Source organism: Sporomusa sp. KB1 (assembly GCF_007830295.1).
Classification (GTDB): Bacteria; Bacillota; Negativicutes; order Sporomusales; family Sporomusaceae; genus Sporomusa.
In genome coordinates, this window is sequence record NZ_VLKC01000002.1 from 3400017 (window position 1) to 3410747 (window position 10731).

Here is a 10731-nt window from a genome sequence, read left to right on the forward strand (position 1 = left end):
AGGAAAAAATAGCCTTATTAAACAGGTATAAATGAGTCGTAGAGGGCTGTGGAAAGCTTAGAGATAAGTTTTCCACAGCCCCTTTTTGTGTTGTAATCGAGCGGCAAATTTAAAGAAACTTTTACATACTCTTAAAAAATGTTTTACTGTACTATGCTAAACTTGAATTGTTAGCAATTGGTAAAAAGAAATTCCTATTTTATTTATCACACTTCTATAGGAGGCAATACAGCAATGAAAAAAAATATCATTATTTTACTCATGCTCATTAGCGGAATTCCTTTACTTATATCGATATTCATTTCGCATTTTTTATTTATCAAGCCACTAGAGGCCGATTATTATGCGGTTAACGCTGGCAAAGCTGAAGTTTTCAAAACCGAGACACAGGCTTATATTAACAAGCATATGGAGATTATTAAAGCGGTTTCCCATACCGCTCCCGTAAAAAATTTCGATCTGCAGGCTGCTAAACAAGAACTTGCAGACGTTCAAAAAGTATATACCGATATCGGGATGGCACTTTCTGATGCTAACGGTGTCCAAGTCGTAAGAGGTGATGACACTAAGCTGGGGAAAGTAGCCGACCGGGAGTTTTATAAAGAGGCTATGAGCGGCAAGGAAGAAGTTGCCTCAAAATGGCTTGTAAGCACGACAACCGGCAAGCCTATCGTGATACTCGCTACACCTGTACGTTCAGATAACGGAACTATTGTCGGTGTATTGCAGGCCGCAATGAACCTTGATGCTTTTAAAGACTTTGTTACGAAACGATCAGTCAATGGTATCACAGCGTACATACTGGATCAGGAGGGGAACATTATTGTTCATCCGAATGACAACATATCAGCCGAGGCCAAAGATATGAGCCATATTCCCTTTGTCCGGAAAGCGATTACCGGGCAAAGCGGTACGGAAGAAATAGCGGGAGAAAATGGTGTTCGCAAACTCGTAAGTTATATTTATGATCCACAAACACACTGGACTATTTGTATGGAAAAAGATTATGAAGAATATAATGCCGTCACTAAAGAAATGCTGATCAGCAATCTAATTGTCCTGGCGATTACGATGGCTGTGGTCATTTTTATTAGTATTGTTTTTTCTAACCGGCTAACCAAGCCCATCACGCAATTGGTAACTGCGACAGAAACCATAAAAAACGGGAATCTGAATGTAAATATTACTAACAAAGGAAATGACGAAATTGGCAAATTGGCGCAAAATTTCAATGCAATGGTTGTCGGGCTCAAAGATTTGCTTAGGCACGTTACTACTTCTGCTGAAGTTGTTTCTGCTGCTTCCCAGCAATTAACCGCCGGTGCAGAACAATCAGCTGCTACAGCTGAACAAGTGACAAGCGCAATTGATGTGATTGCCGATAGTGCGGAAAAGCAGGTCGATTTAGCCAATGAGACTACCGTGCTTGTCACGCAGATTGTTGCGGATATTCAACAAATTGTTTCGGACTCCGCTACTGTTGCAGCGGTATCAGAAGGAGCTGCGCAGTTGGCTGCAAATGGCGGAAGCTCAATAGAAAATGCCGTTGCTCAAATGCGCAACATTGAAACCAGCGTCGCAACCTCGGCCGAAGTGGTGACGAAATTGGCTGAACGTTCTACAGAAATTGGTAAAATCATCAGCACTATATCCGGTATCGCAAATCAAACTAACTTACTGGCGTTAAATGCGGCGATAGAAGCGGCACGTGCTGGTGAGCAGGGACGCGGCTTTGCTGTAGTGGCCGATGAAGTGCGAAAACTAGCCGAACAGTCAGAAAGTGCGACTAAGCAAATTGCTCACATTATTGGTGAAATACAGACAGATACCGATAAAGCGGTTGTAGCTATGAGCAAAGGTAACGCTGAGGTCAAATTAGGAACCGATATAGTAAGCGAGGCTGGACAGACGTTTAATGAAATTATTTCCATGACCAATCAGGTATCTGAGCAAATACAGGGTATTTCTGCCTCAATAGAGCACATGGCAGCAAGTAGCCCCAAAATCGAGACTGCAATCAAGGCTATTGACAATATGAGCCGAAGCAACGCCAATCAGACTCTGCAGGTTTCAGCCGCCACCCAAGAACAAGTTGCCTCTGTAGAGGAAATAAAAAAGGCTAGTCAAGCATTGGTGGAAACGGCTGATGAACTGCAAAGTGCGGTTAATAAGTTTTCAATATAGTAAACAGTAAATAAAATGATAAGAATGGAGTGATGTGTGATGTCAAATGTAGGAATGCGTATTTTTCCGCATATCAGTAGGCCGCCTAAAGCTTTAATTGATGGTTTTGCAGGACTTCCGGTAGCCAATATAGCAGACAATATGAACCGTATGTCGTGCATGGATGCAAAAATTCGTCCCATCAATGACGTGCCTTTACTTGGACCGGCTTTTACCGTGAAGTCACGTCCTGGTGATAATCTTATGCTTCACAAAGCACTTGATCTTGCACAACCCGGCGATATTGTGGTAGTTGATGCCCAAGGGGATTTGACTAATTCCATTATGGGAGAATTAATGGCTTTATGGGCAAAGCAAAGGGGCATTGGTGGCTTTATCATTGATGGCGCCATTCGTGATATTGGAGCACTAAAAAAAATGGGTATGCCTATCTATGCGGCAGGGGTTACACCAGCCGGGCCTTACAAAGACGGACCGGGCGAGCTTAATGTTTCTGTCGTTTGTGGCGGAGTTGTTGTTCATCCCGGAGATATCCTGGTCGGTGACGAGGATGGTATTGTCGTCATTAACCCGCGTGATGCCGAAAGTTTGCTGGAAAAATCCAGGGCTAAATCTCGCATGGAACACAAAGTTGTGGAGGATATATCCAATATGGCGTGGGACCGCACATGGGTTGACCAAGCTCTTCGAGAGCGGGGCGTTGTATTTCCATTTGAGCAAAACCATAAAACAAGCATCGAGTGAGATTATAGGGCTTCAGAACCCCGAATTGGGTAGAGTGGTTTAATTAGGGTCATTGAAAGAAATGAATTTTTGAAGGGGGGAATTGTGATGAAGATAGAGATTGCTGCAATAAACAACTGGTTGGGGAAAAGAATGTTTTTAGTGGTCGTAACGGCGCTCATATTGGGATTTTTGATGAGCGTTCCGGATAGTCCGTATGTCCGTTATTTCCTTGTTGTATTGTTTGCTTACATGACTTTTGTTACTGCGCTTGGTACAAGTTTGAAAAGCTTTATTCAGGTGATGGGTAAACCATGGATTCCATTGTGGGTGATACTGCTCATACATATTATGACGCCGTTGACGGCCTGGTTTTTGGGCAATCTGCTTTACGCAGACTTGCCCGAAATGCAACTGGGGTTGTTAGTGGCGGCCGCTATTCCTGTAGGCGTTACATCAGTTATGTGGACAGCTCTTACCCAGGGTAATGTATCAATATCTCTCGTGGCAGTTACCCTTGATACACTTATTGTTCCTGCGTTGCTGCCAGCCTACTATAAAATTATAGTAGGTCAGGCGGTCATGATTAATTATACCTCCTTGATTATCCAACTGGTGTTGATGGTGACCATTCCGAGTATACTGGGAATGGTGCTTTATGATTGGACAGGCGGCAAAACAGCTGCTTTTGCAAAAGGTATCGGAGGACTAACTTCTAAACTGGCATTGTTTATTGTAATATTTTTTAACGGTGCGTTCGTGTCACCCGCCATTCACTTGTCATGGGATATTATACAAATGATAGCGGTTGCGTTGATTATGGTTGTGTCCGCCTACGCTCTGGGATATGTAGGTTCTTTATGCGTGCCTAATCGTTCCCGTGATATTACGATGGCCATGATATATAGTGTCGGTATGCGCAATGCCACTTGCGGGCTTGTCATCGCAATTACGTACTTCCCGCCAGCGGTGGCGGTTCCCATTGCTTTACTTATGTTATTCCAACAGCCGATTGCGGCGACGATTCCTACTATCTTCAAATATCTTGATGATAAAAGGACTATAAGCCCGCAAGGAGCAACAGCTCGAGTTGAATGAATCAGTGCTGTTAGAGGCTAAATAAAGGGAACTTGCAACGATAAAATAGTTGTTGCAAGTTCCTTTTATAATGTATTGAAGAAATTTCAGATTATGCAAGAAGGTATTTGGCAAAAAGTAGCAAATACATGATTATGGCGAATTTTTCGTAAAATATTTATAAAAGGATAAAAAATATGCATATTACTATTGTTATGAAACCCCAACAAACAGTGAACTTACCACTTGATTACAACCATATTGTCCAAAGTGCCATATATAATGTAATGGATAATGGTATGGCATCTTTTCTGCATCAGCAAGGTTTTATTGTAAATGGCCGTATATATAGGCTGTTTTGTTTTTCGCGGCTTAACGGTTTTTATAATATAGACAGGCATTCTGGCAGGATACTGTTTCCGCAAACCTTACAACTGATAATTACTTCGCCAGTAAGCGCTTTTGTCGAGTCGTTGGCTGATGGTTTATTGCAGCAGAGAGAAATACGGTTAGGTGCTAATGTCATTGCAGTTGAAAGTGTAAGTGCTCAGTCAATTAAAGTAAAAAATGACAGCATGGTTGTGAAGACGTTATCGCCGGTTGTAATGTACTCTACCGTGCTGCGACCCAATGGCCGGAAATATACGGTTTATTTTCAGCCGGGCGATCCTGGTTATGATGCGCTCATTACTGCCAATCTGCAAAAAAAATATAAAGCTTTTTATGGGCACGAAGCCCCAGTAGGGCGAGTAAAAGTCAGTTCAAAAGGGGTAGTCAGAATGAGTGTGCTTCAGTACAAGGGAACGGTGATTAAAGGATACTCCGGTTTGTTGCAAGTGACTGGACCTCAGAAATTATTACAAATCGCGGTAGATTGTGGTTTGGGAAGTAAAAATTCACAGGGTATGGGGTGCTTGCAGTTGCAAAGGCAAAACCAATCTAGTAGAGGCGTGATTCTGGAGGAAGTCCTATAGGCAGGTAATTAACAGCATGTCTAGCTATATGTTTCAAGTTCTTGTAGATAAACTATGCTATATTAAAATACATAACTAACTTTTAGTTATTGGTCTACCTATAAGGAATTGAAACCTAATGATGGCTCCGAAGGTGTTTTGAATTTATTAGTATGTGGAGTTGATGAACAATGCAGGAAAAACTGAATAATCTCTATCAATACTTATGTGCCTATGATCAAATCAGCGCGATTTGGATATTCGGATCAGTTGCCCAAGGAACGAATCGAGAGCATAGTGATATTGATATCGCAGTTTTGTTTCAAGAAGGAATTTCTGCTGAGACGCGTTTTGACCTTCGATTGGAACTTATGTCCTGCGCCGAAGAGATTACCGGTCGACGAGTTGATGTGATTGATATGGAGGCAGCCCCCCTGTTTTTGCAACACCAGATACGAAAAACCGGAAAGCTAGTTATTGAAAAAGATAGAAACCGGCGGGTAGAATTTGATGTTAAATCGCGGCGAGAGTACTTTGACTTTCAGCCGGTATTAGCGTACCGGACAAAGGTCTTTTTACAAAAATGCGGCGTTAAAGGTGGTGGTGATTAATGGTCGATCAGGAAGTTGTTGCGGGAAGGATAATAAAAATGAAATTGAATAATACACAATTATTTCCATTACAGGTTTGAAGACGAGGAGAACAGTATGAGTCGAAAAAAACAGTTAAAAATGCAAAAGGTCGGTGTGGAGCATCTGGAGCAGTACAATCAACTGCTACGGTATGTTTTCCAAGTAACCGATAATGATCTGCATAAGGTCGGCTGGGAAGAACGGGACATTGTTCACGCCAAGTCGCCTGTTCTGGAGCAGGCCGATGTCCTGGGATGGTTTGACAGGGATAAACTGGTGTCTCAAGTGGCGGTTTACCCCTTTCAGGTCAGGATTTTCAATCGTACCTATGACATGGGAGGGCTTACCGGCGTCGGTACCTTCCCGGAATACTCAAGTCAAGGATTGATGCACAAGCTGTTGTATCAGGCACTGGCGAATATGCGGGAGAAAAAGCAGTCGATTTCCTATCTGTATCCCTATTCCATTCCCTACTACCGCAGAAAGGGCTGGGAGATTATCTCCGATAAAATAACCTTCGAAGTGAACGATTATCAGTTACCTAAAAACAAGCAGGTCTCCGGGGAGATGGAACGGGTCGCTATTGAAAGCGATGATGTAAAAAAAACATATGAGCGTTTTGCCCGTCAAACCCACGGTGCCATGCTGCGAGGCGATTTGGCTTGGAATGAATATTGGCGGTGGGATTTGGATGACCTGACGGCTGCTATTTATTACAATGACGAAAGAAAACCGGATGGCTATGTTCTTTACTGGATAGCGAACGAAATCTTCCACATCAAGGATATCATATTCGTCAATGAAGAAGCCCGCAGCGGACTATGGAATTTTATCAGCGCACACTTTTCCATGATTTCAAAGGTCATAGGCAATATCCATACGGATGAGCCGCTGGCGTTTTTGTTGGAGGACGCAGCTATCAAAGAAACCATATCTCCCTATTATATGGCGCGTATTGTAGATTTGGAGCAGTTCATTGCTCAATATCCCTTTAAGCCGGATACAGGAGAGCGAGAATGGAAGTTTACACTGGATGACCCGCTGCTTTCATGGAACCAGGGAACATTTACCCTGCGTATCCAGCCTGATGGCAAAGGCGAGATTTTTCGCACGGCGGAACGCAGCAGCGCAAGGATCAATATCCAGACTATGACAACAATGCTAATGGGGTATAAGAGGCCTGATTATCTTCATAAGATTGGACGTATTTCCTGTAGCCCGGAGACGTTGGATATGCTAGAGGATGCAATTGAACAGCAGACACCCTATTTCTCGGATTACTTTTGAGCGAAAAACCTATATTACGACCTTGCGTAAACTGCCGTGTATGCTGGCCCCTAAAACAGAGGGTAAGCTGTATTGACTTCATTTTACCTAGTGGTTTGACACTGAAAATGTCCTTGATTCTTCCAATCGGAAACTCAAGGACATTCTTGACACCCTTTTCCCATGCAAAAAAAAATACCTCCTGTCATAGTTCAGCCTATGGCAGGAGGTATTTTTTTTTACTTAATATTCATTTTTATGGTACAATCTATAGATTTCTAGACCAATATACGTCAAGAGTTAGTTTTGAAGGAAATTGTCTCCGGTTTTTCAGTATTCCAGTGAAGGGTTGTAGTGCTGGGCTTTGTTTCAGCAATGATCTGGCCTTGGCGTAGTGAGTAACGTACTGGTACTTGACGGCGAAGTGCATCGTAGCTGTTGCCGGCAGGCAGGATGATCAAATTAGCGGGTTTCCCTTCAGTAATTCCATACCGGTCACTGATGTTAAGAGTGCGGGCGCTATTGACTGTTATTAAGTCTAATGCCTTAGTAAGCTGACTGTAGCCCATTAATTGGCAGGCATGAAGTCCCATGTGGAGTACCTGGAGCATATTGCCTGTACCTAGCGGGTACCAAGGGTCAAGAATATCATCATGGCCAAAGCAGATATTGATGCCTGCTTCCCACAATTCTTTAACGCGGGTGATGCCGCGGCGTTTAGGGTACGTGTCAAACCTGCCCTGGAGATGAATATTGACAAGCGGGTTGGCAACAAAGTTGATGCCAGATAACTTTAGTAAATTAAACAGTTTGAAAGTGTAAGCATTGTTGTAGGAGTGCATGGCTGTGGTGTGACTGGCTGTTACTTTGTTGCCCATTCCATGGCGATACGCTTCAGCCGCAACTACTTCTATGAACCGAGACTGCTCATCATCAATCTCGTCACAATGGATGTCTATCAGCCGATCATATTTTGCAGCGAGTTTAAATATTGTGTTGACTGAGTCGACCCCGTATTCGCGGGTAAATTCATAATGAGGAATGCCGCCGACAACATCGGCTCCCAGACGCAGCGCTTCTTCTAACAGTTCTGCTCCTTGAGGATAGGACTGTATACCTTCTTGTGGAAACGCGACTAGCTGCAGCTCCATCCAGGGCGCAATTTGGGCTTTTACTTCAAGCAACGTTTTGAGTGCGGTTAAGGCAGGATCGGTAATGTCAACATGGCTGCGTACATATTGAATCCCTTGTGCGGCTTGCCATTTTAGGGTGGTTATCGCTCGTTCTTTAACATCTTGCGGCGATAGCAGCTGTTTTCTTTCCGCCCACCGTTCAATGCCCTCAAACAGAGTGCCGCTTTCATTCCAGCGCGGCTGTCCTGCTGTCAACGTTGTGTCCAGATGAACATGTGGGTCAATGAACGGTGGGATCACCAAGCCATCTTCGGCGTCCAGGATATTGCCAGAGAATGCTGGGTCATTATTGTTGGGGGAGATGGAAAGAATAGTACCATTTTCAATTTGAATCTGCCACAATCCTGGCTGATCACGCAGGCGGGCGTTCTTAATAAGCATTGGCGTCCTCCTTGGCTGTGCTGCTAGTATGAGTGGCAGCCTGCAGTTTGGCAGCAATATAATAAAGTGTACCCGTCAGCACAATTACTGGATAGGTAGCGCCGATGCTGCTTACAAAGAGTGGTTGTTTTTGCAATAGGAGAAAGGCAATTACGCCGGTAACCCAGACGGTGAGTGCCACTTTGTTAAAGCCATTGCTGTACCAGTATTTCCCACGGCGTTCAGCTAAAGCCGCCGGGTCATAATTCTTGTTATGGATGAAATAGTAGTCGACAATTAAGATGGCGAAGATTGGGCCGAAGACCATACCGATATAATCCAGAAAGAGAATAAAAGAGTGGAGGAAGCTGGAAAGAAACAGGGGAACGACAGTAAGCCCAGCGGCCACAACTGTTACCAGCCAGAGCGAGGTGATCGGGGAGAGTTTTTTTGTTATATTAGTAAGCGATATGCCAGCAGCCATAAGGTTTACAGCATTAGCAGTGGTACTGGTGATAACAATGACGAGGAGTGCTACGCTGCCTAATCCTAATTTGCTAACAATCGTACTGGGGTCAGAGTGATTGGGGTCATAGACGCCAGTGGTTATTGCCATACCAATGGTGCCAAGGATGCCGACAAAGGCAAACCAGAATAAAGCTAAGTTTGCACCAATCATCGGTGCAATAGTTGCTGTGGCTTTTGTCTTGCCATAGCGAGTAAATTCTGCAATGGCCGGTACCCAGCCGAGGCTAAAGGCAGCCATAACATCCATTGCCGAACCTAAAGGCATGCGTTTGTCGGCTGGTGGCTGCCAGTTCATAATAGCTTCCAGCGATATGTTTTGGAGCACGACAATTGTTTCCCAAACACCAAGAATCAATACTAGGAATACACCAATCCGTTCCACTATTTTGACTGAACGATGACCGGTAGCAATTGAGAGCAGATGCAGGATGCTCATGACGGCGATGCCAATGAGCATAGTTGTATTGCCGCCCGGTTCACCAAAGGCCGGCATACCTAGCCATTCCTTACAGATAAAACTGACTGAAATGGCAGCAATAAAGGTGTTTACCGCAGTCCAGCCAATAAACTGGGTCGTGTTTAGAAAGGAAGGCAGATAACTGCCGCGAACACCGAAAGATGCTCTGGTGAGAGCCATTGTTGAAGTGCCAACCTTAAATCCAATAAAACCAATAAGAGCCATAATCATATAAGCGATTGGATTAGCAATTAGCGTGATGCAGACTGAGCCGGCAAATGCAGTACCGGCTACGACGCCGCCAACATACCAAGTGCCGTTGTTGGCGTTAGCACCAATCCAGGTGGCAACCATGTCCCAGAAAGCTAGCGAGCGTGCATTTGCGGGTACGCTTTCGACTGCGCTAAATTCCCGCGAAGTATGGTTGTTGTTTTTGTCCATATGGAACTCCTCCAGTATATTTTTTGTACCGATACCCAAATAAAAAAGGCTTCTTATCAGAAAAACTGACAAGAAGCCTGTAGACCAACTGGCAACAGTATAAAATATGATGCTATTGCCCACTAAATGTCGTCTACCTTGTCAGTCTCACAGGACTGCTTTTCAAGGTACCAGTAATTAAATTTATTAAAGCACAAATTGGCTAGGGCTGTCAATATTGAAAAGTGAAAAGGCAGTTTTCATCTTGGTTTATTAGGTGTTTGCTATAAATTATCGGAAACTCGATGTTGACAGTAATTAAGGTAGCTGGTATACTTATAACCCTGAAGAATATCATAGATTAATACACTTAACTCGGGGCGTGGCTCAGTTTGGTAGAGTACCTGGCTTGGGACCAGGGGGTCGCAGGTTCGAATCCTGCCGCTCCGACCAGTAACAACAAACCCAAAAGTAACATTTGACATAATGCTAATGTTCATGATATTCTATATAAGTCGCTGCAAGCGCCGGAAATAATTAACACAAATAAATGTGTTGACATAACGAAATCTAAATGTTATGATGTTATTCCGTCGTTAAGCAATGATGAAACATGCTCCTTGAAAACTGAACAGTGTAAGTAATGCATCATAAAAGCCAGATGTGCGGTTGTATGTCGCTTGCGACATACAAAACCAAAAACAATTTCTTAATTTGATTTATAGAGCCAACAAATGGCTTCATATAATGTAGTCACTCTGTGACTTTGAACTTGTGCCTGGTGCGTCTATTAATGTAGTTTGTCTACTTTAATTAAGACAATCAATGGTATTTAAGTTTGTAAGCTCATAGACGGCAAACTTTATTGGAGAGTTTGATCCTGGCTCAGGACGAACGCTGGCGGCGTGCCTAACACATGCAAGTCGAACGGGGAGTTA

At 43.6% G+C, this 10731-nt stretch carries 8 protein-coding genes and 1 tRNA gene; 7 read left to right on the forward strand and 2 right to left on the reverse strand.

The features are described 5' to 3' along the window. Nucleotides 1-234 precede the first annotated feature (234 nt). From SALPA_RS19420 to eis, 6 genes are all read left to right on the forward strand, one after another. Nucleotides 235-2184: a methyl-accepting chemotaxis protein gene (locus SALPA_RS19420; RefSeq protein WP_145097755.1), complete on the forward strand. Its 1950-nt coding sequence runs from the start codon at nt 235-237 to the stop codon at nt 2182-2184. Between the two features lie 39 nt (nt 2185-2223). Next, entirely contained in the window at nt 2224-2928 is a 705-nt protein-coding gene (locus SALPA_RS19425) for an RraA family protein (RefSeq protein WP_145097758.1), read from the forward strand. Between the two features lie 87 nt (nt 2929-3015). After that, entirely contained in the window at nt 3016-4005 is a 990-nt protein-coding gene (locus tag SALPA_RS19430) for a bile acid:sodium symporter family protein (RefSeq protein ID WP_145097761.1), read from the forward strand. 176 nt (nt 4006-4181) lie between these two features. After that, nucleotides 4182-4958: a CRISPR-associated endoribonuclease Cas6 gene (gene cas6 / locus SALPA_RS19435; protein WP_145097764.1), complete on the forward strand. Its 777-nt coding sequence runs from the start codon at nt 4182-4184 to the stop codon at nt 4956-4958. A 170-nt stretch (nt 4959-5128) separates the two neighbouring features. Then, on the forward strand, nt 5129-5548 hold the full coding sequence (locus SALPA_RS19440) for a nucleotidyltransferase domain-containing protein (RefSeq protein ID WP_145097767.1): 420 nt from the start codon (nt 5129-5131) through the stop codon (nt 5546-5548). 96 nt (nt 5549-5644) lie between these two features. Beyond that, nucleotides 5645-6856, forward strand: coding sequence for an enhanced intracellular survival protein Eis (gene eis, locus SALPA_RS19445; RefSeq protein ID WP_145097770.1), 1212 nt, complete (start codon nt 5645-5647; stop codon nt 6854-6856). A gap of 272 nt (nt 6857-7128) precedes the next feature. Here eis and SALPA_RS19450 read toward each other — a convergent pair whose 3' ends face one another. Both SALPA_RS19450 and SALPA_RS19455 read right to left on the reverse strand, forming a co-directional pair. Beyond that, nucleotides 7129-8409, reverse strand: coding sequence for a cytosine deaminase (locus SALPA_RS19450; RefSeq protein ID WP_145097773.1), 1281 nt, complete (start codon nt 8407-8409; stop codon nt 7129-7131). Then, the gene (locus SALPA_RS19455; RefSeq protein WP_145097776.1) at nt 8399-9814 is read right to left on the reverse strand and encodes a cytosine permease; all 1416 of its coding nucleotides are present in this window, start codon (nt 9812-9814) and stop codon (nt 8399-8401) included. Before SALPA_RS19455 ends, SALPA_RS19450 begins: the two co-directional genes overlap by 11 nt. 355 nt (nt 9815-10169) lie before the next feature. Here SALPA_RS19455 and SALPA_RS19460 point away from each other — a divergent pair. Further along, a tRNA-Pro gene (locus tag SALPA_RS19460) sits at nt 10170-10246 on the forward strand. Nucleotides 10247-10731 lie beyond the last annotated feature (485 nt).

Excerpts from the sequence above, each read along its gene's own strand:
- SALPA_RS19440 (WP_145097767.1), top strand. The coding sequence starts at position 5,129 with ATGCAGGAAAAACTGAATAATCTCTATCAATACTTATGTGCCTATGAT.
- cas6 (WP_145097764.1), top strand. The coding sequence starts at position 4,182 with ATGCATATTACTATTGTTATGAAACCCCAACAAACAGTGAACTTACCA.
- eis (WP_145097770.1), top strand. The coding sequence starts at position 5,645 with ATGAGTCGAAAAAAACAGTTAAAAATGCAAAAGGTCGGTGTGGAGCAT.
- SALPA_RS19455 (WP_145097776.1), bottom strand. The coding sequence starts at position 9,814 with ATGGACAAAAACAACAACCATACTTCGCGGGAATTTAGCGCAGTCGAA.
- SALPA_RS19425 (WP_145097758.1), top strand. The coding sequence starts at position 2,224 with ATGTCAAATGTAGGAATGCGTATTTTTCCGCATATCAGTAGGCCGCCT.
- SALPA_RS19450 (WP_145097773.1), bottom strand. The coding sequence starts at position 8,409 with ATGCTTATTAAGAACGCCCGCCTGCGTGATCAGCCAGGATTGTGGCAG.
- SALPA_RS19430 (WP_145097761.1), top strand. The coding sequence starts at position 3,016 with ATGAAGATAGAGATTGCTGCAATAAACAACTGGTTGGGGAAAAGAATG.
- SALPA_RS19420 (WP_145097755.1), top strand. The coding sequence starts at position 235 with ATGAAAAAAAATATCATTATTTTACTCATGCTCATTAGCGGAATTCCT.